General features: G+C 68.1%; 15 protein-coding genes. 7 read left to right on the top strand and 8 right to left on the bottom strand.

Annotation, left to right across the window (positions count from 1 at the left end):
- Nucleotides 1–9 precede the first annotated feature (9 nt).
- Nucleotides 10–753: an MBL fold metallo-hydrolase gene (locus ACWDTD_RS17980; RefSeq protein WP_449748494.1), complete on the top strand. Its 744-nt coding sequence runs from the start codon at nt 10–12 to the stop codon at nt 751–753.
- Between the two features lie 21 nt (nt 754–774).
- On the opposite strand, the gene ACWDTD_RS17975 is transcribed toward ACWDTD_RS17980, so the two are convergent.
- On the bottom strand, nt 775–1,119 hold the full coding sequence (locus ACWDTD_RS17975; RefSeq protein ID WP_449748493.1) for an ArsR/SmtB family transcription factor: 345 nt from the start codon (nt 1,117–1,119) through the stop codon (nt 775–777).
- On the bottom strand, nt 1,100–1,549 hold the full coding sequence (locus ACWDTD_RS17970) for an SRPBCC domain-containing protein (RefSeq protein ID WP_449748492.1): 450 nt from the start codon (nt 1,547–1,549) through the stop codon (nt 1,100–1,102). The genes ACWDTD_RS17975 and ACWDTD_RS17970 overlap by 20 nt, the downstream gene beginning before the upstream one ends.
- 133 nt (nt 1,550–1,682) lie before the next feature.
- On the opposite strand from ACWDTD_RS17970, the gene ACWDTD_RS17965 reads away from it, so the two are divergent.
- Nucleotides 1,683–1,988: an antibiotic biosynthesis monooxygenase family protein gene (locus ACWDTD_RS17965; protein WP_449748491.1), complete on the top strand. Its 306-nt coding sequence runs from the start codon at nt 1,683–1,685 to the stop codon at nt 1,986–1,988.
- A gap of 255 nt (nt 1,989–2,243) precedes the next feature.
- Here the strand turns inward: ACWDTD_RS17965 and aroQ are convergent, their stop codons facing one another.
- Nucleotides 2,244–2,720, bottom strand: a complete 477-nt coding sequence (gene aroQ / locus ACWDTD_RS17960; RefSeq protein WP_449748490.1) for a type II 3-dehydroquinate dehydratase — start codon at nt 2,718–2,720, stop codon at nt 2,244–2,246.
- 83 nt (nt 2,721–2,803) lie between these two features.
- On the opposite strand from aroQ, the gene ACWDTD_RS17955 reads away from it, so the two are divergent.
- The 5 genes from ACWDTD_RS17955 (at nt 2,804) to ACWDTD_RS17935 (ending at nt 15,050) form a co-directional block, all read left to right on the top strand.
- Nucleotides 2,804–6,136, top strand: coding sequence for an arabinosyltransferase domain-containing protein (locus tag ACWDTD_RS17955; RefSeq protein ID WP_449748489.1), 3,333 nt, complete (start codon nt 2,804–2,806; stop codon nt 6,134–6,136).
- Between the two features lie 25 nt (nt 6,137–6,161).
- The gene (locus tag ACWDTD_RS17950; RefSeq protein ID WP_449748488.1) at nt 6,162–9,584 is read left to right on the top strand and encodes an arabinosyltransferase domain-containing protein; all 3,423 of its coding nucleotides are present in this window, start codon (nt 6,162–6,164) and stop codon (nt 9,582–9,584) included.
- The gene (locus ACWDTD_RS17945) at nt 9,574–12,861 is read left to right on the top strand and encodes an arabinosyltransferase domain-containing protein (RefSeq protein ID WP_449748487.1); all 3,288 of its coding nucleotides are present in this window, start codon (nt 9,574–9,576) and stop codon (nt 12,859–12,861) included. The genes ACWDTD_RS17950 and ACWDTD_RS17945 overlap by 11 nt, the downstream gene beginning before the upstream one ends.
- 89 nt (nt 12,862–12,950) lie before the next feature.
- Nucleotides 12,951–13,709 carry a VIT1/CCC1 transporter family protein gene (locus tag ACWDTD_RS17940; protein ID WP_449748486.1) on the top strand — a complete coding sequence of 253 codons (759 nt, stop codon included), beginning with the start codon at nt 12,951–12,953 and terminating at the stop codon, nt 13,707–13,709.
- 99 nt (nt 13,710–13,808) lie between these two features.
- On the top strand, nt 13,809–15,050 hold the full coding sequence (locus ACWDTD_RS17935; RefSeq protein WP_449748485.1) for a DICT sensory domain-containing protein: 1,242 nt from the start codon (nt 13,809–13,811) through the stop codon (nt 15,048–15,050).
- Nucleotides 15,051–15,057: 7 nt separating this feature from the next.
- On the opposite strand, the gene ACWDTD_RS17930 is transcribed toward ACWDTD_RS17935, so the two are convergent.
- The 5 genes from ACWDTD_RS17930 to ACWDTD_RS17910 form a co-directional block, all read right to left on the bottom strand.
- Entirely contained in the window at nt 15,058–16,611 is a 1,554-nt protein-coding gene (locus ACWDTD_RS17930; protein ID WP_449748484.1) for an acyl-CoA carboxylase subunit beta, read from the bottom strand.
- 59 nt (nt 16,612–16,670) lie between these two features.
- Nucleotides 16,671–22,055: a polyketide synthase Pks13 gene (gene pks13, locus ACWDTD_RS17925; protein ID WP_449748483.1), complete on the bottom strand. Its 5,385-nt coding sequence runs from the start codon at nt 22,053–22,055 to the stop codon at nt 16,671–16,673.
- A 36-nt stretch (nt 22,056–22,091) separates the two neighbouring features.
- Nucleotides 22,092–23,993 (bottom strand): long-chain-fatty-acid--AMP ligase FadD32, encoded by a 1,902-nt coding sequence (fadD32, locus tag ACWDTD_RS17920; RefSeq protein ID WP_449748482.1) that lies wholly within the window; start codon nt 23,991–23,993, stop codon nt 22,092–22,094.
- A gap of 274 nt (nt 23,994–24,267) precedes the next feature.
- Nucleotides 24,268–25,263, bottom strand: coding sequence for an LLM class F420-dependent oxidoreductase (locus tag ACWDTD_RS17915; RefSeq protein WP_449748481.1), 996 nt, complete (start codon nt 25,261–25,263; stop codon nt 24,268–24,270).
- An 88-nt stretch (nt 25,264–25,351) separates the two neighbouring features.
- Nucleotides 25,352–26,356: a cutinase family protein gene (locus tag ACWDTD_RS17910; protein WP_449748480.1), complete on the bottom strand. Its 1,005-nt coding sequence runs from the start codon at nt 26,354–26,356 to the stop codon at nt 25,352–25,354.
- Nucleotides 26,357–26,358 lie beyond the last annotated feature (2 nt).

The raw sequence follows: 26,358 nt of genomic DNA, 5'->3' as shown, positions 1-26,358 counted from the left end.
TGTTCTACCATGAAATTCGTCATCTCGAGCCTCGATTCGGGCGCCACCACCGCGCACCTCGTGCACAGCGAGTCGGTGAACTGGATTCTGCTGCAGGAGGGTTCAGACCTCACCCTGATCGACGGCGGATATCCCGGCCAGGCCGAGACCGTCCTCAAATCGATCCACGCGATCGGGCGTCGACCCGAGGACATCCGGGGGGCACTGCTCACCCATGCCCACGTCGACCACATCGGCGGTATGGCGAAACTGGTCGACCGCTTCGGTTTTCCCGTGTACGCCGACCCCGACGAAGTGGGCCACGCCCGACGTGACTACCTCCAACAGGCCGGTCCACTCGACATCGCGCCCTTCGCGTATCGTCCGCGCGCCTGGCGCTGGCTGGCAACGGTGACACCGCTGGGCGTGCTCAGCCGGGCGGGAATCGCTGGAACCCAACCCTTTCCGGAACCGCTCGACCTTCCCGGCCGCCCCCTTCCGGTCGCAGCGCACGGGCACACCGACGGTCACAGCGCCTATCTCGTCGCCGACGGCGAGGTATTGGTGTCCGGTGACGCGCTGGTCAGCGGACACCCGGTGTCGGCCATCACGGGTTGCCAATGCCTGCCCGGCGCCTTCAATCACGACGACGCAGCCAACCGGCGCAGCGTCGAGAAATTCACCGAACTCGACGCCACCACCCTGTACCCCGGGCATGGCCCACGCGCAGAGGGGTCGGTGGCCGACATGGCCGCCGAAGCGCTGAGCCGCTGACCCCGATCGCTCACGCATGGCTCACCTCGCCGGATCCGCCTCCTCGGCCAGCTGCTTGATGCGGGCGAGGCGCCGATCCCAGCCGCTCGCAATGCCTTCGAGCTGGCGAGCCACCTCGTTGAGTCGCGCGCCCACCGCCTCGAAGCGCACCTCTCGACCCACCTTGGACCCCGCCACGAGTCCCGCCTCGGAGAGCACGCGCAGATGTTTGGCGATCGCCTGCCGACTGATCGGCAACTCGTCGGCGAGCGCCGACGCCGACGCGGGCCGTCGCCCCAAGGCGACGAGCACCTGCCATCGGCTGTCGTCGGCGAGTGCGGCGAAGACCTCGACGGGAGCGGTGCCCTCAGGCACGGGTACCGGCATCGACGAGATGGTCACGAGCGAGGCCCAGTTCGACGCGCCATCCGTCGGTATGGTCGTCGAAACGGGATCGACGATCGGCCTCCGGTTCGTCGAGCGCGGCGAACCCGCTTTCGGCTACCTTGAGCAGAACTCCTGAATCGGTTGGTGTCAACCAGAATTCGACGAGGGTGGCCGAGCTGTCGGGATCATCGGCGTCGATCAGCCAGCGGAACGCCGCGTAGCGCGGCGCGTCGAGGTCGAGCACCCGCAGCGCAAACGAACCATGGGTGGGATCGTGGACCACGGTGAGATCGCCCCTGGTCTCGATCCGATGCTCGGTGATCACCCGGTTGTTGATATACCAGCCCGGCTCGCTCACCAGATCCCAGACCCGTTGCGCGGGTGCGTCGATGACGATTTCTTGCTCGATACGATCGAAGTCGGTATCCATCAGTTTGTCCTTCGGTAGCTGGATGCTTATATGCAACTCGATAGTTGCACATACCGCTTCCTACTGCAACCTTGGGGTTGCAGAAGAGTCGTCCGCTTGACCTCGAGCAGACTTGAAGTTGAAGACTCGACCGATGCACACACTTCACCGCATCGACAAATTCTCCGTACCCGTGGCGCACCTCGACGAGTTCGTCGACCAAGTCCGGCAATTGCATCTCGTGCTCGCCACACAAAACGGCATCAAGATCAACGAGGTGCTCACCCTCGCCAACGGCGACAGCCCATTCAACGTGGTCACCCACGTGTCGTGGGAGTCGCCGGCCGCGCTGGAATCGGCGGGCGCGGCGATGCGTCGCCACAGTGTCGAGTCCGGTTTCGACAGAGCGGAGTTCATGAAGCGTCTCGGCGTGACCGGCGACTTCGGCACTTACGTGTGAGTTCGAAGGCGCCATCGGCCCGATCCTGTCGACACAGATATAGATGCGGCGGCTGAGCGAGGCAACGACAACTATTGTTCTCGCGTCGCGCATACGCCGCAGTCATACTCGCGCCCGGGTGGTTTCGACAAGCTCAACCAGCAGAAGGGCACGCTCGCCGCAGTCATCTTCGCGCCGGGCTGGTTTCGACAAGCTCAACCAGCAGAAGGGCACGCTCGACGTGGTTGTGGGCACGCTGAACCCGCTGCGGCCGGCTCAGCCGACGAGTTCGACCAGCCGCCGGATGGCGAACTCGTAGCCGCGGATGCCGTATCCGGCGATGACTCCGGCCGCGATGGGTGACACATAGGAGTGGTGGCGGAAGGGTTCGCGCGCGGCGACGTTGCTGATGTGGACCTCCATCACCGGCACCTCCGGGATCACCAGGGCATCGGCGAGGGCCACCGAGGTGTGCGTCCAGCCGCCCGGGTTGATCACGATGCCGCTGACCCGACCGCGGGACTCGTGGATCCAGTCGATCATCTCGCCCTCGTGGTTGGTCTGCGCCGCACGTAGCCCGAAACCGAGTTCGGCGGCGGTGCGTTCGGCGAGATCCACCACGTCGGCAAGCGTCTCCGACCCGTAGACCTGCGGCTGACGGACCCCGAGGGTGTTCAGGTTGGGCCCGTTGAGCAGCATGATCGGGAGCGGCTCGGCGCCGGTTTCGTGCGCGGCGTCGGAAACGGTCGACATGGCCCTACCCTATCCGTCCCGCCCCACCAACACCTCAGGCTGTCGAAGAGGCAGATTCGACCGAACGGTTACCATCTCTCTTTGTGCCAACGCAGACCGTTCGACGCGCGAAGATCGTCGCGATCGTCACCGGTCTGCTCGGTGTTCTGCTGGCTCTGGCCACTCCGTTCATGCCGGTCAAGCAGACCACCGCGGAGATCAACTGGCCGCAGAACAACACCGTGGGATCGGTATCGGCGCCGCTGATTTCCTATGTCCCCGTCGACATCGACGTCTCGATCCCCTGCTCTGCGGCGACGTCGATGTCCCCCGACGAGACGGTGCTGCTGTCCACCACACCCAAGCAGGCCACGAAGGCCACCGAGCGCGGGCTGTTCATCCGGCGCACCGGCAGCCCCACCGACCCGCCCGACAAGCAGAGCATCGAAGTGGTGGTACGGAACGTGCCGCTGGTGTCGGCGACGCTCGCGCAGATCCGGTCGCAGGATTGCCGCGACATCGTGGTGCACGCCGACTCCGACGCGGTGACCGCGGAGTTCGTGGGGATGACCGGCGACGACGGCAAACCCCTGATGGGGACCACCGAGGGCCGCGAATCCGACACCTACAGCGCCGACCAGCGCCCCCAGGTCACCGGCCTGTTCACCGACCTGTCGGGCGACGCCGCGCAACTGCCGGGCCTGCGCGCCCACGTCACCGTCGACTCCCGGTACTCCACAGCGCCGACGGTGCTCAAGTGGCTGGTACTGATCGTCGGCATCGTCTGCACCCTGCTGTCGCTGGCCGCACTCGCCGCGCTCGACGCCACCGACGGCCGCAAGCACCGCCGCATCCTCCCCGCCAAATGGTGGCGGCTCAACGCCCGCGACTACGTGGTGATCGCCGCGCTGATCATCTGGCACTTCATCGGACCCAACACCTCCGACGACGGCTATCTGCTGACCATGTCGCGCGTCGCCCAGAACAGCGAGTACACCGCGAACTACTTCCGCTGGTTCGGCGCCCCGGAGGCACCGTTCGGCTGGTACTACGAAGTGTTCGGCCTGCTCTCGCACGTGTCGCTGGCCAGTCCCTGGATGCGGCTACCCGCACTGCTGTGCGGAATCGCGTCGTGGCTGATCGTCAGCCACGAGGTACTGCCTCGGCTGGGCCGGGCCGCCACCACCCGGCCCGCGGTCGGGTGGACCGCGGCGTTCGTGTTCCTGGCGTCGTGGTTTCCGTTCAACAACGGCCTGCGCCCCGAACCGATCATCGCGCTCGGCGCGCTGCTCACCTGGTGTTCGGTGGAACGTGCCATCGCCACCGGCCGCCTGCTGCCCGCCGCGATCGCCTGTCTCATCGGCGCGTTCAGCCTTGCCGCAGGACCCACCGGCCTGCTCGCGGTGGCCGCGCTGATCGCCGGCGCCCGCCCGATGATCCTGGCCCTGATCAAACGTGTGCGCGCGATCGGCGGTGGGGTGTGGTCGTATGTCGCACTGCTGGCGCCGATCGCCGCCGCGGGCACGTTCGTGATCTTCGTGGTGTTCTCCAACCTGACGATCCGCGCGTTCAGCGAGTCGTCGAGCATGAAGTCCGCGCTCGGTCCGTCGATGCACTGGTACAACGAGATCGACCGCTACTCGTCGCTGTTCGAGTTCTCCGCGAACGGGTCGATCGCCCGACGGTTCGCGGTCCTCGCCATGATCCTGGGCATGGTGGCCGCGGCCGCTGTCCTGATCCGTAAGTCCCGCATCCCCGGTACGGCGCTGGGACCCGCGCGACGGATCGTCGGGATCACCTTCGCCTCGCTGGTGTTCCTCATGTTCACGCCCACCAAGTGGACCCACCACTTCGGGGTGTTCGCCGGCCTGGCCGCGGCGCTCGCGGCCATCGCGGCGATCGCGGTGAGCCATTCCGCGATGCACTCGCGCCGCAACCGCACCCTGTTCGCCGCGCTGGTGCTGTTCATCGCGGGTCTGGCGTTCACCGCCCCCAACTCGTACTACTACTCGTCGGCATGGGGTATGCCGTGGGGCGTCAACCAGGTGTCGTTCGGTTTCTCGTTGGCCAACGCGATGCTCTACGCGTCGTTGCTGCTGTTGCTGCTGGCGTTGTGGTTCCACTTCCGGGAACCGTTCGCGGGCACCGACCCCCACGAGGACGACGCCGACGACGCACCCCTCCACCCACGGTGGTATCGAACGTTGTGGTCGTCGATCTCCGACGCACCGCTGGCCTACATGGCCGCGGCGGTGGTGATCTTCGAGTTGGTGACCGCCGTGTTCGCCGGCATCCAGCAGAGCAGTTCGTACTCGGTGCCCCGCTCCAACCTGGAGGCGCTGGCGGGCAAACAGTGCGGCATGGCCGACAAGGTGTGGGTGGAACCCGATCCCAACGAGTACATGCTCGCCCCGGTCGATCGCACGCTGCCCAATCCCCTGGCCGGCCCCGCCCAGGCGCCGAGCGGTTCGTCGCAACCGACAACCAGCGGCTTCGGACCCGACGGGGTGCCCGACGACCTCACCACCCAGGCCAGCGCCGGGTCGCTGGGTGTGCTGGCCGGCACTGCCACCTCCACCAACGACGTCCTCAACGCGAACAGCGGCGGCACCGGCGGCGGACGGGAATCCACGCCCGGCGTCAACGGCAGCTACGCAAGTCTGCCGTTCTTCCTCGACCCTGCGCGCACCCCCGTCGAGGGCAGCTACTCCACCACCGATCAGGTGCCCGCGCACCTCACCTCCGGCTGGTATGCACTGCCCAAGGACTACAAGAGCCGTCCGCTGCTGACCTTCTCGGTGGCCGGCGAGTACGACAACCCCAATCTGCTGCTGCAGTACACCACCGACCCCATCACGCCCTCCACCCGCGACGCCGACCTCGAGCCCACCGGCGAGACCGAGATGATCGACCCCGGCCCGCGGCCGTCGTGGCGCAACGTGCGCATCACCACCTCGTCGCTGCCCGACAACCTCACCGCGGTGCGGATCGTGGCCGACGACGACAACCTCTCGTCGGACCGCTTCATCGTGGTGACCCCGCCACGGCTCCCGGAGATGCAGACGCTGCAGGAACTCGTCGGCAGCTCCGACCCGGTGCACGTCGACTGGACGTCGGGTCTGGTGTTCCCGTGCCAGCGGCCGTTCACCCACCACTACGGGGTGGCAGAGATCCCCACCTGGCGCATCAAGCCGGGCGCCGATCTCGCCGCGGCGGTGTCGGCATGGCAGGACTCCTACGGCGGTGGCCCGCTGGGCTGGCTCGAGGTGTCCCAGGAACCGCAGACGGTGGCCAGCTACCTGCAGGGCGACATCGGACGTGACTGGGGATCGCTCGAGCGCTACACGCCGTACGGCGACGTGACCACCAAGGCCGAGATCACCACCGGCACCACCACCCGCAGCGGCCTGTGGAGTCCGGCGCCGATCCGCCAATGAGTCCGATCGCCTACCATCAGACACCGTGCCGCCGACAGCCACGACCTCCGATCCCGGAGAGCCGCAACCGCACGACCCCGGATCGGCCGGCAGCACCCCGAGCAGAATTTTCACGCCGCGTGTGACGCGGATCGTCGCGGCCGTCTCGGGCATCCTCGGCGCGGTTCTATGCGTCCTCGTCCCGCTGCTGCCGGTCAAGGCCACCGACGCCTCGTTCAGCTGGCCGCAAACGCAACCGGCGCAGCAGCAACAGACCGGCTCCGACACGTCGTCGGTGATGGCTCCGCTGATCGCGCAGACGGCGCAGTCGATGACCATCCGCATCCCGTGCCGGGTGCTCGCCGAACTGCCCGACGACCGCACCACCCTGGTGCTCGCGACGATGCCGACCGATGCCCCCGACAGCAAGGCGTCGGCCCTATACGTGACTGCCGGCCGCGACGCGGTTACCGCCACCTTTCGCAACTCCGTCGCCGCCTCGGCTCCGCGCGCCGACCTGAACCGCTGTACCGACCTGCGCATCTGGTCGGAGCCATCCGGACCGGGTGCGCAGTTCATCGGACTGGGACCGGCCACCACCCTCGACCCCGGCAAACGGCCCCAGGTGGCCGGGATGTTCAGCGACCTGACCTCCGCGCAGGCGATGTCCGCCGCGGCCGCGGGACTGCACGCCGACGTGCGCATCGACAACCGCTACGCCAGTTCCCCGACGCCGCTCAAGGTGGTGGTGATGGTGCTCGCGGTGATCGCGGTGGTGGTGTCGCTGATCGCCCTGCACATCCTCGACAGGCAGTCCGGACGGTCCCATCGCCTGCGGGCCGGCCGCTGGTGGCACACTCTGCGTCCCCGGCTCACCGATCTGGCGGTGACCGGGGTGCTGGTGGTGTGGCTGTTCCTGGGGGCGGGTAGTCCCGACGACGGCTACATCCTGAACATGGGCCGAACCGCAGGCTCGTTCGGCTATCTCGCCAACTATTACCGCTGGTACGGCATCGCCGAGGCGCCCTTCGACTGGTACTACAGCTTTCTCGCGCACTGGGCGGCGATCTCGCCGTCGATCCTGTGGATGCACATCCCGCCGCTGATTGCCGGGCTGGTGTCGTGGTTTGTGCTGAGCAGGGTGCTGTTGCCGCGAATGGGTCCCGCGGTGAACGCCGGAATCGGCCGCCGCTGGTATCGCAGCAACTGGCCGGTGTGGTCGGCGGCGGCGGTATTCACCGCGTTCTGGCTGCCGTTCTGCAGCGGTCTGCGCAGCGAGGGCATCATCGTGCTCGGATCGCTGCTGACGTGGTGGGCCGTCGAACGCGCGATCGCCACCCGGCGCCTGCTGCCCGCGGCCACCGCGGCGCTGGTGGCCGGGTTCACGCTGGCGCTGGCACCGCACGGGGTGATCGGGGTGGCCATCCTGATCGTGGCCGCCCGCCCGCTGCTGCGCATCCTCCTGCAGCGTCGCCGCACCGACGGAATCCTCGCCGCGGTGGCGCCCATCGTGGCGGCCGGGCTGGTGGTGCTGGTGGTGGTGTTCCGCGATCAGACACTGGCCACCGTCATCGAGGCGATGAAGATCCGCTACACGGTGGGCCCGGTGATCAGCTGGCATCAGGAATTCCTGCGCTACTACTTCATCTCCGTGGTCACCGACGACGGCGCACTCACCCGGCGTGTGCCGCTGTTGCTGCTGCTCGCCGCGATCGTGGTGACGGTCGCGGTCATGTTGCGCCGCAACGGCATCGCCGGTGTGGCCACCGGTCCCACGTGGCGGCTGATCGGCGCGGTGGGCGTCACGTTGCTGCTGTTCGCGTTCACCCCCACCAAGTGGACCATCCAGTTCGGTGTGTTCGCCGGACTCGGCGCGGCGATGGCCGCGGTCGCCACCCTGGCCGTGGTGGCCGCGGCGGCCAGCTCCACCCGCAATCTCACGGTGTTCGTGTCGGGTCTGTTCTTCGCGCTCGCCGCCGCCATGGCCGGCTACAACTCGTGGCCGTTCGCCTACGAGTACGGGATCTCCTGGTTCGACCGCGCACCGGTGATCGCCGGACGCCCGGTCTCGACGCTGTTCCTCATCCTCGCGGTGATCACCGGAGCCGTCGCGGTCTGGCAGCACCTTCGTCTGGACTACGTGCGCAACAAGGGCCTCGAACACGACACCGCCGGACCTCCCGAGGCGTCGCGGGCCAATCGCCGTCGATTGTTCCTCGCGTCGTCGCCGATCGCGGTGATCGCCGGGCTCATGGTGATCGCCGAACTCCTGGTGTTCGCCAAGGCCGCGGTGACCCGTTATCCGGCGACCACGGTGCTCGGCGAGAATCTGCACACGTTGCGCGGGGATTCCTGCGGGATGGCCGACGACGTGCTTGCCGAACCCGACCCGAATGCCGGCATGCTGACCCCCGCCGGCGGCGGGTCGGCGTCGGCGGCGCTGGCCGGAGCGGGTAGCGGCGTGACACCGGTGGGCTTCTCCCCCAACGGGATTCCCGACGACCTGTCCCCCGAACCGGGTACCCAACGCCCCGGTCAGATGAACGTGTCGGCCAGCGTGGCACGCCCGTTCGCGATCACCGGCGGCCTGGGTGCGGGCACCACCGGCGGCCGCGGACCCGAGACGGTCAACGGGTCGACGGTGGCGCTACCCTACGGCCTCGACCCGGCCACCACCCCCGTTCTGGGCAGCTACGGCTACGCCGGAGAGGCGCGCCTGACCACCGGCTGGTACGAGTTGCCCGCCGACCGCGCGGCCACACCGCTGCTCGCCTTCACCACGGCCGGCGCGGTGTCGACGATCGACACCTTCGGGGTCCGCAACTTCGGCCAGAAACTGGTGGTGCAGTTCGGCAGACCCGGACCGGACGGAACATTCGAACAGGCCGGTCCCGACGTGCTGCCCATCGATCCCGGCCCGGTGATCACCAACCGGCCGTGGCGCAACATGCGGGTGCCCATCACCGCCGCTCCACCGAAGGCCACCGTGATGCGACTGTCGTTGCTGGACAACAACCTCGGGCAGTACCAGTTCATCGGGATCACGCCGCCACGCGCGCCGCGGCTGCAGACGCTGCAGCAGTTGGTCGGTTCGCAGTCGCCCACGCTCATCGACTTCACCGTGGCCGCCCACTTCCCGTGCCAACGGCCGATGCAGGTGAGCAACGGGATCGCGCAGGTGCCGCGGTGGCGCATCCTGCCCGATTACCCGTCCACCAACTCCCAGTCCAAGACGTGGCAGGCCGGGGTCGACGGCGGGCTGCTCGGCATCTCGGAGGCCACCACGTCCGCGCAAGCGGTGCCGACCTACCTGTCGAACGAGTGGACACGCGAATGGGGTGCGCTCGAACGTCTCACCCCTCTGGTGCCCGGCGCACCGGCGGTCACGGTGAGCACTGCGCAGGTCACGCGCTGGGGTTGGTCGCGAACGGGTTCGATCAGGGTGGAGCCGCAATCCGATGACGACTGACACACGCGCCCGCACAGCGAAGATCGTCGCCGCGGTGACGGGCCTGCTCGGTGTGCTGCTGGCCGTGCTCACCCCGCTGTTGCCGGTCAATCAGACCACCGCACAACTGAACTGGCCGCAGGACGGCCGCGGAAGCGTCTCCGCCCCGCTGGTCGCGTTCGTACCGGTCGACATGGACGTCGAGGTGCCCTGCGACTCTGCGCGCAATCTGCCCGCCGCGGGCGGCGTGCTGTTGTCGACCATCCCGGCGGGCGGCGCGGACGCCAGCGCCCGCGGGCTGTTCGTGCGGGCCGACGCCACCAGCCTGACGGTCACCGATCGCGATGTGGTGATCCTCAGTACCGGTCGGGCTGCCGCACAAGCCGACCGGGGATGCGTCATTCGTTTCCACGCGGACGGCACGGGTGTGACCGCGTCGATCGACGGCCTGGCCTCGGGCAGCGACGGCACCCTGTCGTATGCGGTGGACGACCAGGAGATGCGGCCGCAGATCGTCGGCGTGTACACCGATCTGCCCGGCACCGCCATGTCCGACGGTGTCTCGCTGCGGGCGACGATCGACACCCGCTACGTCAGCACCCCCACTCCGCTGAAGCTGGCGGTGATCGTCGTCGGAATGGTCATGACGGTGCTGTCGCTGATCGCGCTCGGCATGCTCGATCAGCGAGACGGACGCAGACACAAGCGTTTCCTGCCCGCAGGCTGGTGGACCATCCGCGGCCCCGACGTGGCGGTGTTCGTGATCCTGGCGTTCTGGTGGTTCGCCGGGGCCAACACCTCCGACGACGGCTACAACTTCATCGTCGGCCGCATCACCGGCGACGCGGGCTACGCCGACAACTACTTCCGCTACTTCGGTGTGCCGCAGGATCCGTTCGGCTGGCATTTCCAGGTGATCGCCGCGATGACGCACGTGAGCCTGGCCGCCCCGTGGATGCGGCTGCCCGCGTTCCTGCTGGGCCTGCTCGGCTGGTGGCTGATCTCGCGGGAGGTGATCCCGCGGCTGGGCCGCGCGGTACGCACCAGCACTCCCGCGGTGTGGTCGGCGGCCTTCGTGTTCCTGGCGATCTGGCTGCCCTTCAACAACGGGCTGCGGCCCGAACCCGCCGAGGCGGTGGGCGCCCTGTTCACCTGGTGCTGCGTGGAACGCGCGATCGCCACCCGGCGTCTGCTGCCCTATGCGATCGCCGTGGTGACCGCGGCGTTCACCCTGGCGCTGGCCCCGGGCGGCCTGATGGCGGTGGCCGCATTGCTCGCCGGTATCCGGCCCATCGTCAAGACGGTGGTCTCCCGTCGCCGACGTGACGGCCTGGTGCCGATGCTGGCCCCGATCGCGGCCGCGGGGACTGCGGTGTTGTTCCAGATCTTCGCCGATCAGCCGCTGGCCCCGCTGATCGCCGGCAACAAGGTGGCCACCGACGTCGGCCCCACGCTGGAGTGGTGGCAGGAGCCGATCCGCTACTACTACCTGCTGCTGCCCACCGCCGACGGCACCCTGGCCCGCCGTTACGGCGTGCTCATCATGATCCTGTGCCTGGTGGTGGTGCTGCTGCGGCTGCTGCGTCGCAATCATCCCAACGGCGTCGCCCGCGCCCCCATCTGGCGGCTGATCGCGGTGACCCTGGGCACCATGTTCTTCATCGCGTTCACCCCCACCAAGTGGACGCATCACTTCGGTGTGTACGCCGGTATCGCCGGCGGATTGGCCGCGGCGGCCGGCGCGATGATGGCGCCGGCCATCATGCGGTCGCGGCGCAACCGGACCTTCTTCGCCGCCGCCGTGCTCGCCGTGGTCGGGATCTCGTTCGCCGGCACCAACGGCTGGTGGTTCGTCGGCAGTTACGGCATCCCGTGGTGGGACCGCCCGCCGACGATCGGCGGGATCGGGATCGCCTGGATCGTCGTGGCCCTCGCCGTCGCCACCGCGTGCGTGGGCCTGTGGTTCCATCTGCGCGATGACTACACCGACGAGGCCACCCGCACTGGCCACTCCACGCACTGGTACTCGCGGCTGAAGTTCTCACCGCTGCCGGTGATCTCCGCGCTGATGGTGCTGTTCATGGTCGCCTCTTTCGCCAAAGCCGCCTACGTGCAACGTGATTCGTGGTCGTGGCTCAATTCAAACGCGCGCGCGATCACCGGGAACGAGTGCGGCCTGGCCAATGACGTGCTGGTGGAGGCCAACCCCAACACCGGCCTACTCGCACCCGCCGCCGTCGGTGGACGGGCGGCGCCCAGCATCTCCGACGCGCTCGCGGGAATCGGGAACGGCGTGCCCGCACCGGCATTCACCCCGAACGGGGTGCCGGGCAAGCTGTCGGTGGATGCCACCGAGGACGACACCTCGAGTACCTCGGGTGCGGCGAACTCCGCCGGCACCGGCGCGGGCGCCGATGATCAGCAACAGACCAGCGAATCGTCGCAGGGCGGCACCGAAGGCGGCCAGGGTGCGCGTGGCGTGAACGGGTCCACGGTGCGACTGCCATTCGGCCTCGCCCCGGCGAACACCCCCGTGCTCGGCAGCTACGGCGCCCCGGGCGGCACCGGCACGCTCACCACCGACTGGTATTCCCTCCCGCCGCGCAGCGCCGCCGCACCACTGCTCACCGTGTCGGTCGCCGGTTCGGTCGAGGCCGTCGACGGGATCGGCGTGGTCCATCCCGGACAGCAGGTCACCGTCGAATTCGGCCGGGTGAATCCCGACGGCACCGTGGTGCGGGTGGGAACCATGTCGCCGATCGACGTGGCGAAGGCCCCGACGTGGCGCAACCTGCGCTTCCCGCTGGCCGACGCACCTCCGCGCGCCACCGTGGCGCGGGTGGTGGTGGCCGACACCGCCGGCGCGCCGGCGGAATGGGTGGCACTCACCCCGCCGCGGGTCACCACACTGGCCACCCTCAACGACGTGGTGGGCACCACCGATCCGGTGTTCATCGACTGGCTGCCCGGATTCGTGTTTCCCTGCCAGCAGCCGATGAAGGTGCGCTACGGCGTGCTGCAGGTGCCGCAGTGGCGCATCATGCCCGACGCCGAGGCCACCCAGAAGAACAGTCAGACCTGGATGTCGGGCAAGGCCGGTGGCCCGCTGGGCATCACCGAGGCGATGCTGACGCCCACACTGCTACCGACCTACTTGCGCAACAACTGGGGCCGCGATTGGGGTGGGCTGCAACGCTTCACGGAGATCAAACCGGCACCGCCCGCCCAACTCGACATCGGCACCCAACGCCGCTCCGGGTTGTACAACCCGGCACCGATGCGCTCGAGCGGCTACTGAGACCACTACCCCCGGCAGCAACGGACCTGTCAGTGAGGCAACCATAACCTTGCTTGCGCGCGTGCGACTTCCGGGTTTGAGTGGGACGCATGACCTTCAACCGATCGGCCGCCGACGATCCCGGCGCCGACACCGAGGTGCCCGGTCAGCACACCGGTGAGCCGCACGCAGGTTCACTCGCGAACCGGCTCAACTGGCTGCGCGCCGGTGTGCTCGGGGCCAACGACGGAATCGTCTCCACCGCGGGCATCGTGGTGGGTGTGGCCGCCGCGAGCGCCGACCGCGGACCGATCTTCACCGCGGGCATCGCCGGACTCGCCGCGGGGGCGGTGTCGATGGCGCTCGGCGAGTACGTCTCGGTGAGCACGCAACGAGACACCGAACGCGCCCTGCTGACCAAGGAGGCGCGAGAGTTGCGGGAGGAGCCCGAGGCAGAGTTCGCCGAACTCGTCGGACTCTATGAACAAAAGGGTCTCAGCCATGCGACGGCCTGCCAGGTGGCACGCGAATTGACCGCCCACGACGCGTTCGGGGCACACGTCGACGTGGAACTGGGCATCGATCCCCACGACCTGACCAACCCGTGGCAGGCCGCGCTGTCCTCGGCGGTCTCGTTCACCGTCGGCGCGCTACTGCCGCTCATCGCGATCCTGCTGCCACCCGCGGCGTGGCGGATACCGGTGACCTTCGTCGCGGTGATCGCGGCATTGGCCCTGACCGGCGCGGTCGGGGCGCTGCTGGGTCGGTCGAGCCCGTGGCGCCCGATGTGCCGCGTGGTGGTCGGCGGCGCCATCGCGATGGCGGTGACCTTCGCCATCGGCCACCTCGTCGGCCACGCGGTCGCGTAGCCGCCGGGGGTGATGCCGACGCGCGAAGCGGGGTAGGTTCATTCCTGCACACTCTGTCCGCTAGGACGGTCCGCCCGGACTGTCCGACGAGGGAACGCGATGGCCCGGGATCATCTCATCGACACCCCCGATTCGGGGGGTGGATCGATCCTGGACGGAATCAGCCTCTATCCGCAGATCACGCCGGTGTGCCGACTCTCCGACGGCGCGCTGGTGGCGACGACACTGGAGGTGCACGGACCGCCGGGCACCAGCCTCGCCTCGGCCACCGCCCTGCGACGCGCCGCGCGGATGATGGCGCAGGAGCCGATCCTCGACGCCCGACGGAGCAGATTCCTCGCCTCCGATCCGGTGCGCGGGCTCGCCGCGCGGGTCCCGCTGTTCGTCGGCCTCGACATCGGGCTCTATCGCAGCGGCTGGGCACCGCTGGAGAGCACGACGGCCCGCGCCTCCCACCAGGTCATGACGATCACGCCCCAGGCACTCGCCGATCAGCCGCGCGAGGTCCTCCGCGTCGTCGACGCTGCCCGGGAACAGGGCACCACCATCTGCCTGAACCCGGTGACGGCCACCACCGCGTCACTGACCGCGCTGATCCTGCTGGAACCCGACGTGGTGCTCCTCGGCCCCGACCTCCTGCGCCGCCCGATCGGTCCCGACGCGGCGCGCCTCGCGCACGCCGTGTGGGCGCACACCGAACGCTGCGATGCGCTCGTCGTCGCAACGGGGGTGGACGACGAGCAGCATCTCGTGCCGGCACAGACCCTGGGCGCCGCGGTGGGGATGGGTGGGCTCTATCCGTCGGTGACCGATCCCACCGAACTCGATCGCTACCCGACCGCCGCGCTACCCGAGTTGCCCGTCCGCACCACACCGCCGCCGCAGCAGGCCACGCCGTTCGCGATCGTCGAAGCCGCGATCGTCGCGCGTCCGGCCACCAAACGACTGCTGGTGGCGATGAGCAAGGAGATCGAACGGCAGGCGCACGCCACCCACGCGGCGGTGGTGCTCGGCACCTTTCAGTTCGAGCGAAACTTCAGTTCCTCGACCGCCCGGCGCTGGCAGGCGATGTCGGAGACCGTCGGTCTCGTGGGCGTGTACGGGGTGGGGGTCACCGCCATCCGGGACGGCAACGTCCACCGCGCCCCACTCGATCCCGACGACGACCTCGTCGAGGAGTGGACCGTGGCCGTACTCGGACCTCACTTCGCCGCGGTTCTCTCGGCCCGCGACCGCCACGAGGACGCACCGGAACTCGACCGGCGCTTCGACTTCGTGCAGTCCTACGACCGCACCGTCGTGACCCAGTGTGTGCACTCGATACTGTCGCGGTTCGTCTGACCCGTGATCAGATGGGCATCAGCAACGACTTGCGCGGAGTGCGCATCATCTGCTTGTCGCGCAACTGTGCCAACGCCTTTCGTAGCTGCAGCCGTGTTTCGGCCGGTTCGATGACGGCGTCGATGTATCCGCGCTCGGCGGCCAGATACGGCGTGGCCATCATGGCGTTGTAGAAGTCGATGAAGTCGCGGCGCACCTTGTCGGCCTCGGCCGCCGACATGCCCTGCGTCTGCCGCCGGGTGAGCACCGCAGCCGCCGACTCGGCACCCATCACCGCGATCTTCGCGGTGGGCCAGGCGAAGTTGATGTCGGCGCCGAGTTGCTTGCATCCCATCACCGCGTACGCACCGCCATATGCCTTGCGCAACACCACGGTCACCTTCGGTACATCGGCCTCCACGTAGGCGAACAGGAACTTGCCCGACCGCCGAATGGTGCCCTTCTGCTCCTCGGCCAGGCCGGGCAGGATGCCGGGGGTGTCCACCAGGAACACCAGCGGAATGTTGAACGCGTTGCAAATGCGGACGAAACGCGTTGCCTTCTCCGAGGAGTCCGTGTCCAGCACCCCCGACATCACGCTGGGCTGATTGGCCACCACACCCACCGCGTGTCCGTCGACCCGGGCGTAGCCGGTGAGGATGTTCGGCGCGAACAGTTCGCCCACCTCATGGAAGGCACCGTCGTCGAACAGTTTGATCATGATGTCGTGCATGTCGTAGCCGGCGTTGTCGTTGTCCGGCATGAAGTCGTTGAGCGACAGATCACTCTCGGTGATCTCCGGTTCGAGGCCCGGATTGATCACCGGGGGCTTCTCCCACGTGCTCGCCGGCATGTACTGCAGGTACTCCCGCACCCACTCGAAGGCGGCCTTCTCGTCGGGTGCGACGTGATGGATGTTGCCCCAGCGCGCCTGATTGTGCGCACTGCCCAGGTCTTCGGCCGAAATGTCTTCTCCGTTGACCTGTTTGAGCACATCGGGTCCGGTGACGAACATGTACGACTTGTCCTCCACCGCCACCAGGATGTCGGTGTTGGCGGGGGTGTACACCGCGCCGCCCGCGCATTTGCCGAGGATCACCGACACCTGCGGGGACAGCCCCGACAGCAGGTCGTTGCGGCGGCCCATCTCGGCGTACCAGGCCAGCGACGTCACCGCGTCCTGGATACGCGCACCCGCGGAATCGTTGATGCCCACCATCGGGCAACCGATCTTGCCGGCCCACTCCATCAGCGCGGACACCTTGCGGCCGAACATCTCTCCGACGGTCCCGCCGAACACCGTCTGATCGTGCGAGAACGCCGCCACCGGCCGCCCGTGCACCAGTCCGTAACCGGTGACCACGCCGTCACCGTATCCGGTGTGCGCGGCGCCCGGCATCTTGGCGAGCGCACCGATCTCGACGAAAGTGCCCGGATCGAACAGCATGTCGAGACGCTCACGCGGCGAACAGATTCCCTTGGCCGCGCGCTTCTCGATCGCCTTCTCACCGCCCGGTTCCCGGGCGAGTTCCAGCTTCTGGCGCAGATCGGCCAACTTGCCCGCGGTGGTGGTGTCGCTCACGTGTTCCTCACTTCTGCTGGTTCGCGGTGTCCTGTCCGATTGGCTTACCGGTTGGGCCCCTACCGATTTGCGGCCGTCACACCCAGCCGGCTGAGCCGGGCGGTGAGGTCGGCACCGATCTTCGCCACGAACGGTTCGTCGACGATCGACAGGTGATCACCGCCGACGTGCACGATCTCGAGGTCGGGGGCCAGGGGCGCCCATCCGCCGTCCTCGGTGACATTGGCCCACTGGGGCTCCAATTCGATTGCGCCGTCATGCATACGGTCGGCGCGGTAGAGCACCACCGTGCCGTCGTAATGCGTGGGATCGATGTTGGTCAGTGCACGGTTGTCGACGAACGACGTGCGCTGGTGTTCGATGATGCCGCCGGGGATCTTGGTGCCGGACATCGACACCATCTCCATGATGATCTGGAACTGGCCTTCGTCGTCGGCCTCCACCAGCCGGTCCATCGGGATCGGCGCGTCGGGATCGAGATCGTAGTTGCGGATCGCGAAGTTCTTCCAGCGTTCCAGCCGTTCACGTTTCGTGTCCGGGGTCTCCGCCACACGTTCGGCGGGCATCACGGCATCGATCAGGCCGACGAACGCCACATCCTCACCCTCGTCGCGGAGCACCTGCGCACAGCCGTAGGCCAGGCCACCGCCCAGCGACCAGCCGACCAGCACGTAGGGGCCGTGCGGTTGCACCTCGCGCAGTCGCGGCAGGTATTGCCGGACCCGCTCCTCGATGGAGCCCTCCACGCGGTCGAATCCGATCACCGGCTGATCGGCGGGTAGCCGCTTGAGCAGCGCCTCGTATGCCGAGGTGTTGCCACCGGCGGGATGGAAGAGCAACACCGGCACGGGATCTCCGGCGGACGGGTCGTAGGTCTTCTTCGCCGGTTCATCCCCGTCCCCCTTCGCCAGGCGCAGGTAGCGGATGAACCCGTCGGTGTCGGCGGAGGCGTCGAGGTACTGCCGCACGTAGTCGGCCATTTCCTCGATGGTCTCCGAGTCGAGGATGTCCTCCATGTCGATGTCGCCGCCGGTGCGCTCGTTGAGCTTGTCGGTGAGCTTCTGCGCCGTATCCTCGTCCAGCACGGGCAGCTTGGTGAAGATGCCCCCCGCCGAGCGTCCGGTGACCACCGCGTACACGCCGAAGGTGAGACGTTCGGCGGCGTCGCGCGGCGGCACGTCGGAGCCCGCGGCCTCGGCGACGGCCTTCTGATCGGAGAGGTCGGTTTCGACAGGCTCAACCAGCGAGGACGACGGCTCAACCAGCGAGGACGACGGCTCGGCCGGCGCGGACGACGGCTCGGCCGGCGAGGACGACGGCTCGGCCGGCGCGGGGGCGGGCTCGGCCGGCGCGGGGGACGGCTCGGCCGAGGCGGGAGACGGCTCGGCCGGCGAGGCGGGCTCCGAGGCTTTCGCGTTCTGCTCGTCGATGTAGGCGTTGAGCGCGGCGGTGTCGAGTTCCCCTCCGCCCGCGGCGTTCTGGGAGAGATCGTCGAGCTGATCACGATGCGTCACCGCGAACGTCACGAACTTCTCCACGTCGGCCAGATTCGCCTGACGCATCGCCTGCAATTGCAATTGCGGGATGTCGAACTCGTACTCCACGCGGTTCTTGATGCGGACCGCCATCAACGAATCGAGCCCCAGCTCGATCAGCGGGATCTCCCGCGGCAGGTCCTCAGGGTCGTAGCCCATCGACTCGCCGACGATCACCGCGAGCCGATCACCCACGGACTCATCCGATTCCGGGTTCCACTTGTTGCCGATGTCGTCGACCACATCGTCGTCGGTGACCACCCGGTTGTCGGCGAACACCTCGGCCTCCGACTGCGTGGGCTCGCCCGCCGGCACGGGTGCGAGTGCGGCGTCGTCGATCGCGCCGGTGACGGCCGCCTCGAACAGGAGGCGGAAGTTCTTGTCCGCCAACGCGTCCGAACTTCTGGCGTGGATGGTGACCGATGCGCCACCGGGGTGCGGGCTCAGCGTGGTGGTGAGGGTGCCCGACGCCGGGATCTCCCCGTGGGCGATCGCGGCCCCCACCGTCACATCGCGCAGCACCTGAGCGGCGGCGGCACGCACGAGTTCGCGCGGGTCGGTCACCGCCGCGGCGTCGACCTCCCACGCGTGACGGCCGTCGGGCAGCGCCACGTGGGAGCCGGGAACACGGCCAGAAGAACCGCCGCCGGCGATGGTGGCCTTGAGCCAGAATTCCTTGCGTTCGAACCGTGTTCGTGGGATGTCAGCGAAATTGCCGGTGCCATACAACGATCCGACGTCGACCGGCTGACCGTGGACATAGAGCTTCATCAGCGCATTGACCACGCCGTAGCTCTCATCCTCCTTGCGCCGCAGCGTCTCGATCAGTTCGGCATCGTGCAGTCCCGCCGAAAAGGTCACGGCGGCAACCGAGATCAGCACGGCCGGGTTGGGCGAGAGTTCCAGGAAGGTGCGGTGACCGTTCTCCACGGCCTTGGCGATGGCCTGACTGAACCAGACACTGTGCCGCAGACCCTTGAGGAAGTAGTCGATGGTGTGCACCGGCTCGTGCCCGGGACGGTAGTACGTCTCCCGGTCCACCGAGCTGTAGAAGCCGACGGTGGGTCGCTGCGGTGTGATGCCGGTGAGCTCGTAGGAGAGCTCGCCGAGCAGCGGGTCCATCTGAGAGGTGTGGCTGGCGCCCTTGGTCTGCAGTTTGCGACCCAGTTTGCCCTCGGCCTCGGCGCGCGCCACGATCGCATCCACCTGGTCCTCGGGACCGCCGATGACGGTGTGGGTGGGCGCCGCGTACACACAGATCTCGAGATCGGGATAATCGGCCAGGACGCCGGTGATGTCGTCGGCGCTGTACTCGACGAGCGCCATCAGCCGGATGTCGTCACCGGTGAGGGTGGCCTCGCCCTCGCCCATCAGACGTGAACGCTGACAGATCACCCGGGTGGCGTCCTCCAGCGACAGACCGCCGCTGATGTAGGCGGCCGACGCCTCGCCCATCGAATGCGGTACCAGCACACCGGGTTGCGCGCCGAAGTGCCGCAACGTGTCGGCCAGTGCCACCTGGATGGTGTAGATGCCCACCTGGGCGGTCTCGATGCCGTAGGTCTGCGCGTCGTCGAGGAACATCTCCGCGATGGAGTAGCCCAACTCGTTCTGCACGAACTCGTCCACCCGGTCGACGTACTTCTTGAAGACCGGATTCTCCAGGTAGAGCTGCTTGGCCATCTTGCGGTGCTGCGATCCGAAACCGGAGAGCAACCACACCGCCGACGCCGTGTCGGGCGAATCGACCGAGTAGACAAGCGGATTGGCCTTGCCCTCGGCGACGGCGCGCACCCCCTTGACCGCGTCCTCGTGCGTACGGGCCATCACGACGGCCCGCGAACGCCCGTGGTTGCGGTGAGCCAACGCCCGGCCGATGTCGGCGAGCGGAGTCTGCTGTCCCGCATCGGATTCCAGCCACTCCAGCAGATCCGCGGCAGCCTTGCGGCGCCGCGACGGGAGGAAACCGGAGATCACCAGCGGCGCCGCCGCACCGTCGACCGCGCACGGGGCGAAGCCGTCGGCCGGGTCGACCGCGGCGAGGACGGCGGGCTCGGGGGCCTTCGTGGCCTGCGCGGCGAGCACCGCCCGCTCGGCGTCGGTGAGGAAGTCCTCGTCGTCGTCGGTGGTTTCGGCAGGCTCAACCAGCGAGTGGGGCTCAACCAGCGAGTGGGACTCACCCAGCGAGTGGGACTCACCCAGCGAGTGGGAGTCACCCAGCGACTGGGGCTCATTCAGCGGGGCGGGTGCGAGGTCGGTGGGGAGCACCTCACGCACCACCACGTGGGCGTTGGTGCCGCCGAAACCGAACCCGGAGACACCGGCCACCGCGTGACCGGAGTAGCGCGGCCAGTCGCTCGCCTCGTCGATCACCCGCAGGTGACCGGCGTCGAACTGGATGTATGGGTTGGGTCCGGCATAGTTCAGCGAGGCGGGCAGCTTGTCGTGGCGCAGGGCGAGCACCACCTTGGCCAGCGCACCGGCACCGGCTGCGGACTCCATGTGCCCGAAGTTCGTCTTGACCGACCCGAGCAGGGCCGGGGCGTCGGCGGCGCGACCCTTGCCCACCACACGTCCGAGCGCGTCGGCCTCGATCGGATCACCCAGGATGGTGCCGGTGCCGTGCGCCTCGATGTAGTCGACGCTGCGCGGATCGATCGCGGCGTCGGTGTAGGCCGCCCGCAGCACATCCACCTGGGCCTCGGGGTTGGGCGCGGGCAAGCCGTTCGAGCGGCCGTCGGAGTTGACCGCCGACCCGGCGATCACCGCGAGCACCGCATCGCCGTCGCGGCGGGCGTCGGCCATCCGCTTGAGCACGAACAGGCCGCCACCCTCGGCGCGGATCATGCCGTCGGCGTCGGCGGAGAACGCCTTGATGTGGCCGTCGGGCGCCTGCGCGCCGATGCTGTCGAAACCGAGCGTGGCCGCCGGGGTGATCAGCATGTTCACCCCGCCGGCCAGCGCCACGTCGGATTCGCCCGACCGCAGGCTACGCACCGCCTGGTGCACCGCCACCAGCGACGACGAGCAGGCCGTGTCGAGCGCCACCGACGGTCCGCGGAAATCGAAGAAGTAGGAGACACGGTTGGCCACGATGGACGTGGAGGTGCCGGTCAGGGCGTAGGCGGCGGTGTCGCTGGCGCCCTCGTCGAGGCCCATCGCGGCCAGCAGCTGGTAGTCGTTGGTGGAGGTGCCGACGAAGACACCCACCGGGGCACCCTTGAGGTCGCTGGCCGGGATGTGCGCGTCCTCCAGCGCCTCCCACGCCAGTTCGAGCGCGAGTCGCTGCTGCGGGTCGACCATCTCGACCTCACGCGGACTCATCTGGAAGAAGTCGGCGTCGAACGATTTCACGTCGTCGAGGTAGCCGCCGTGGACGTTGGCCTCCTCGATCACCTTCGCCAGGCGTGAATCCGAGGTGAACTCCGTCCACCGGTCGGCCGGGAGATCGGAGATGCCGTCGCGGCGCTCGATCAACGCCTCCCACGTCGACTCGGGGGTGTGCCCGGCCTTCGGGAAGCGTGTGGACAGACCGACGATCGCGATGTCGTCGTCGTTGCTGCGTTCGCGAATCCAGAACGTCTCGGCGTCGAGATCGAGACCTTCGTCGGGGTCGCCCTCGATGATGCGTTTGGCCAGCGACGCGATGGTCGGATGGTTGTAGGCGGCGGTGGCGGTGAGCACCACGCCCGTCTTGTCCTCCACGTCGGCGGCCAGGGCGACGGCGTCGCGCGAGGACAGCCCGAACTCCTCCATCGGCCGGTCGTCGGAGACCTGGTCGACGGAGATGCCGGTGGCGGTCGAGACCCATTCCCGCAGCCACTCACGCAGTTCGCCGACGGTCAGGCCACCGGCGGTCTCGCCGTCGGTCGACTCGGTAACAGGCTGGTCGTTATTCAGTTCAGACATCACTAACCAATGTATCGGGCGGCGCTACCGACGCACTCAAGCGTGGTCCGGGAAGGCCTCTTGTTTGTATCCGCCACGCAGGCTGCCGTCGATGTAGGCGGTCTTGGTGGCACGTCGGGCGATCTTGCCGCTGCTGGTACGTGGAATCGATCCGGCCGGCACCAGCAACACGTCGCGGGCCATCACACCGTGACGCTGCGCGACGGCGGCGCGCACCGTGTCGGCGATCTCCTGCGGATCGTTCTTCTTGCCCGGGCCGCGCTCGGCGACGATGACGAGCTGCTCGGAGGCGTCGTCGGCGTCGAACTTGAGGCCGCTGGCCGCGTTCTGGAACACCACCTCGGGCAGCTGATTGGCCGGCACCGCGAACGCGGCGACAAAGCCCGGACGCAGCGCCGGGCTGGCCTCCTGCGCGCTGAACTCGAGGTCCTGCGGGTAATGATTGCGGCCGTCGACGATCACCAGGTCCTTCACGCGACCGGTGATGTAGAGCTCGCCGTCGAGCCACACACCGTAGTCGCCGGTCCGCATCCACTGCGCATCCGCGGGCGTGCCCTCGGTGTGGCTGCCCTGCGGCAAGGGATGGGGGATCGTGTTGTGGAAGGTGCTCTCGGTTTCCTCCGGCTTGTTCCAGTAGCCGGCGCCGATGTTGAGGCCGTGCAGCCAGATCTCGCCGACCTCGCCGTCGGGCTTCTCGGTGGCGGTCTCGGGTTCGACGATCGCGGCCCACTGGCTCAGTGCCACCTGACCGCACGAGACCTGCGCGACAGCGTTCGATGCGTGCTGATCGACCACCTTCATGTGACCGGCGTTGAGGGCGTCGCGGTCGACGTAGATGATCTTGGCCTCGTTGTTGCGCTGCGTCGCCGACACGAACAGCGTGGCCTCGGCCATGCCGTAACACGGTTTGATGGCGGTCTTCGGCAGACCGTAGGGCCCGAACGCGTCGTTGAACTTCTTCATCGAGCTGACCGTGACCGGCTCGGACCCGTTGATCAGACCGATCACGTTGGAGAGGTCGAGATGCTCGCCCTCCTTGGGCAGGCCGCGCACCGCGGCATGCTCGAACGCGAAGTTGGGCGCCGCGGCGTAGGTTTCGGCGCCGTCGGAGGCCGCCGCGAGTTCCTTGATCCACCGGCCGGGGCGCCGCACGAACGCCTGCGGGCTCATGATCGTGATGTAGCGGCCACCGAGCGCCGGCAGGATCACGGTGAGCAGACCCATGTCGTGGAACATCGGGAGCCAGGTGACGCCGCGCGCGTTGCGGTCGATCTCGATGCAGTCGTAGATCTGCAGGCAGTTGGCCGCCACGGCCTCATAGGTGATCTCGACACCGGCGGGCACGCGGGTGGAGCCCGACGTGTACTGGAGATAGGCGACGGTGTCGCGGTTGTGGTCCTTGCCCGCAACCGGGGCGACCCAGCTCGAACCGACCGAATCGGGCACGGCGTCGACCGCGATCACGCGGGGCCGTTCCTTGGCGGGAACGCCGGCGAAGAAGTCGCGGACCGCCTCGGCGGATTTGGTGGAGGTCAGGATCGCGGCGGGTTTGCAGTCGGCGAGCACCGCGGTGAGCCGGTCGTGGTGACCGGGCTCGTCGGGGCTGAACAGCGGTACCGCGATGTTGCTGGCGTAGAGCGCGGAGAAGAAGCCGATCACGTATTCCAGGGACTGCGGCGCGAGGATGGCCACCCGGTCGCCGGGCTTGGTCACCTGCTGCAGCCGCGCCGCCACCGCCCGCAGCCGTTTGCCGAATTGCGCCCACGTGAGGTCCTGGGCCTCGCCATCGCGCTCGCGGCTGTAGTCGATGAAGCGGTACGCGAGGGTGTCCGCCTCGTCGCGCACGTTGCGCTCGACGTAGTCGACCAGCGTGGCGTCCTCGGTGAAGTGCAGGTTTCCCGTCTCATCGAGGAACTGCTCAAATTCAGTGTTCAGCATTCAAATACTCCTGTGGACCCCTCGGGGCACCCGGCGTCGGACGCCGGGTCGGCGGTTGTCGTGGTGCTCCCCCACAGGCACCACTGAGTTCGCGTGGCGTGCACGCATGTCCACCGCGTGACACGGTAGCGCACGGACACCGAACCCTACGAATTCGTGACTACTGGTGAATTCTGCCTTCACCGGGCTGCAAATCGGTCCTCGACCCGCAGCTTTCGGTCGGGGAATTCACAGCTCCTCACCTGGCGGTTCAGTCACCTACCGACCGGTAACCTTACTCCCCTTTCAGTAGCGCGAGCACCGGGGCGAACGCGTCCATCTGCGTCGGGAACACCCCGACGTAGGACATGCCCGTGCGGCGCCGCACCTCGCGGATCTGATCGGCGATCTCCTCGAATGTTCCCATCGCCAGGTACGGCGACGTCATTACATCCTCGACCGTGAAGTCGGTGTCGCGCTCGATGTTCGGCGGATAGCCCTGGGCGAGCGCCTTGAGTGCCATCTCCGCGGTGGCTTCGCGGTCGTCGGTGATCACGATGACCGCGATGGTCCAGTTGAGTTCGATGTCGGCGAAGCGGTCGCCGGCGGCCTGGCGGATGCGGTCCACGCGCGCGGCGGTGGCGTCGATGGTCATGTCCGACAGCTTCATCTTGCCCTCGGGGGTGGTTCCCGGTGCGATCGAGATGATGTCGGCATGCTTGGCGGCCAGCGCCAGCATCTTGGGGCCGCCACCGCCCACCGCGATCGGCGGTCGCGGGCCCTGCCGGGGTCGCGGGCTGCCTTCGAGGCCCTTGATCTGATAGAACTCGCCGTCGAAGTCGACGGTCTCGCCCCGCATCAGCTTGTCGAGGATCGTCAGCGACTCGTCGAGGCGGCGAATCCGCACCCCGGGACTCTCGAATGCGATGCCCGCCTTGTCGAACTCCTCCTTCATCCAGCCCGCACCGATGCCGAGTTCGAGTCGCCCCTTGCTCAGCACGTCGATGGTGGTGGCCTCCTTGGCGAGGATCGCCGGGTGCCGGAAGCCGTTGGCCAGCACCGATGTTCCCAATCGGATGCGGTCGGTGGCCTGGCTGAGCGCCCCGAGCGCGGCCAGCGGTCCCACCTGGTTGCCGAGGTGATCGGGCACCGCGAAGGTGTCGTAACCGTATTCCTCCGCCGTCTGCGCGAGCTTCACGAACTTGCGGGCACCGCCCTCGTCCTTGTTGCCCTCACCGCCGGCGCCGAAGCGGAACTTGCGGAGCCCGTCGGGGGCTTCGGCCTGCGTCATCGGTGCACTCCTCGTATCGGCTAACCCCGGACCGGACCTCAGGTTAGTGCAGCACCGGAGGCCGCCCCAAACCGCTTGCGTGCGCGAGTCAGTTGTGCGCGGGTTTGGGCGCCTTGTCGATCACCGAACTCGCCCAGCCGTACATCCACTGGGTGGCGGTGGCGCCGTCGAGCGACCAGTACCGCGGCGTCGCATACATCGCGTGCACCGGATTGTTGATCGCGCCGGCGAGTTGCCCCACCGCCCCGATCGGATTGGCGACGGTCGGTGAATCACAGATGAGATCGCCTGGCGCACAGATGGAATTGACGCGATCGCGCAGGTCGCCGAACCCGCCGTCGCGGGGTCCGGTCATGGTGATGCCGGGTACCAGTGAGCTCATTCCCCCGAGTGCGATCTCGGCACCCACCCCATTGGGGTCGGGTCCGATGTCGTTCTGCTGGCCGCGTTCGCGCCTCCCGTCGGCGATCAGGCCGACGCCGAGCACGAGGTCATGGTCGGCGGGGTCGAGCACACCGCGCCCGTTGCCGATGTTGCTCGCGAGGTCCCCGGCGATCACGGCGCCCTGCGAGAAGCCCATGATCACGTAGCGGGTGAGCGGACACTTCTTGTTGGTCTCGGTCACCTTCGCCGCGGCGCGCTGATACCCCTGGGCGCGCGAGACGTTGTAATCGGCCTGGCGGTCGCCGAGCACGGTCGGATTCCGGAATTGCGCCACGTAGGGAACGGTGTAGACCTCGGTCCGCGAATTCGGGAACTCGTCCTGCAACGCCGTGGAGACCCGACGCATCAGCGACGCCTTGTTCGCCGTCGGGTTGAGCGGATCGTCGTCGGCAGCCGACTCCCACGTGCCGGGGACCACCAGGGTCAGCACGTCGGGACAATCGGCCGACTGCGCTTCCGGCCGCGAGGGCGGGGCGCTCGTCGACGGCCCCTTGCCGCCCGGAATCCGCGGTGGTCCCGGTGTGAGAAGGGTGATCACGAGGATCACCACCAGAATGATCGCGACGACCGCGAGCGCTGCGATCAGCAGGGCGAACCTGGTGAGCCCTCGGCGCTTACGCTTTCGAGTGGCTTCTCGCTTGGCATTCACGC

It is taken from the genome of Gordonia sp. NPDC003425 (genome assembly GCF_053588635.1).
Note: the sequence above shows the minus strand (reverse complement) of the source record. Positions and strands in the feature narration are given on the sequence as shown.

Excerpts from the sequence above, each read along its gene's own strand:
- ACWDTD_RS17940 (WP_449748486.1), top strand. The coding sequence starts at position 12,951 with ATGACCTTCAACCGATCGGCCGCCGACGATCCCGGCGCCGACACCGAG.
- ACWDTD_RS17970 (WP_449748492.1), bottom strand. The coding sequence starts at position 1,549 with ATGGATACCGACTTCGATCGTATCGAGCAAGAAATCGTCATCGACGCA.
- ACWDTD_RS17975 (WP_449748493.1), bottom strand. The coding sequence starts at position 1,119 with ATGCCGGTACCCGTGCCTGAGGGCACCGCTCCCGTCGAGGTCTTCGCC.
- aroQ (WP_449748490.1), bottom strand. The coding sequence starts at position 2,720 with ATGTCGACCGTTTCCGACGCCGCGCACGAAACCGGCGCCGAGCCGCTC.
- ACWDTD_RS17965 (WP_449748491.1), top strand. The coding sequence starts at position 1,683 with ATGCACACACTTCACCGCATCGACAAATTCTCCGTACCCGTGGCGCAC.
- ACWDTD_RS17945 (WP_449748487.1), top strand. The coding sequence starts at position 9,574 with ATGACGACTGACACACGCGCCCGCACAGCGAAGATCGTCGCCGCGGTG.
- ACWDTD_RS17980 (WP_449748494.1), top strand. The coding sequence starts at position 10 with ATGAAATTCGTCATCTCGAGCCTCGATTCGGGCGCCACCACCGCGCAC.
- fadD32 (WP_449748482.1), bottom strand. The coding sequence starts at position 23,993 with ATGCTGAACACTGAATTTGAGCAGTTCCTCGATGAGACGGGAAACCTG.
- ACWDTD_RS17915 (WP_449748481.1), bottom strand. The coding sequence starts at position 25,263 with ATGACGCAGGCCGAAGCCCCCGACGGGCTCCGCAAGTTCCGCTTCGGC.
- ACWDTD_RS17935 (WP_449748485.1), top strand. The coding sequence starts at position 13,809 with ATGGCCCGGGATCATCTCATCGACACCCCCGATTCGGGGGGTGGATCG.
- pks13 (WP_449748483.1), bottom strand. The coding sequence starts at position 22,055 with ATGTCTGAACTGAATAACGACCAGCCTGTTACCGAGTCGACCGACGGC.